The 676-nt window shown below is 49.4% G+C and carries 1 tRNA gene and 1 rRNA gene; both read left to right on the forward strand.

The window, feature by feature from the left end:
• A 16S ribosomal RNA gene (locus tag WN56_RS08530) occupies positions 1 to 387 on the forward strand; the annotation flags it as partial.
• Positions 388 to 468: 81 nt separating this feature from the next.
• Positions 469 to 544, forward strand: a tRNA-Glu gene (locus tag WN56_RS08535).
• Positions 545 to 676: the final 132 nt, after the last annotated feature.

Raw genomic sequence — 676 nt, forward strand, 5'->3', positions numbered from 1 at the left:
GACTGCCGGTGATAAACCGGAGGAAGGTGGGGACGACGTCAAGTCATCATGGCCCTTACGAGTAGGGCTACACACGTGCTACAATGGCAGATACAGAGGGCAGCGAAGCTGCGAAGTGGAGCGAATCCCTTAAAGTTTGTCGTAGTCCGGATTGGAGTCTGCAACTCGACTCCATGAAGTCGGAATCGCTAGTAATCGTGGATCAGAATGCCACGGTGAATACGTTCCCGGGCCTTGTACACACCGCCCGTCACACCATGGGAGTGGGCTGCACCAGAAGTAGATAGCTTAACCTTCGGGAGGGCGTTTACCACGGTGTGGTTCATGACTGGGGTGAAGTCGTAACAAGGTAGCCCTAGGGGAACCTGGGGCTGGATCACCTCCTTACTGACGCTATTTTTGCGAGTGTTCACACAGATTGTATAGGTTGAAGTATTAAAGAGGATATGTTCCCAAACATATCAGCGTGTCCCATTCGTCTAGAGGCCTAGGACACCGCCCTTTCACGGCGGTAACAGGGGTTCGACTCCCCTATGGGACGCCACTTTATAAACATACTTTCGAGTGTGATTACAAAGTGGTTTATTTAGCAATAAACGACATGCTCTTTAACAATCTGGAAAGCTGACAAGTCATTCTTAAAGAATGACAGTAAAGTTCTCAATCAGTGACATGT

This window comes from Salinivibrio sp. KP-1 (assembly GCF_000968645.1).
In the GTDB taxonomy this organism is placed as follows: Bacteria; Pseudomonadota; Gammaproteobacteria; order Enterobacterales; family Vibrionaceae; genus Salinivibrio; species Salinivibrio siamensis.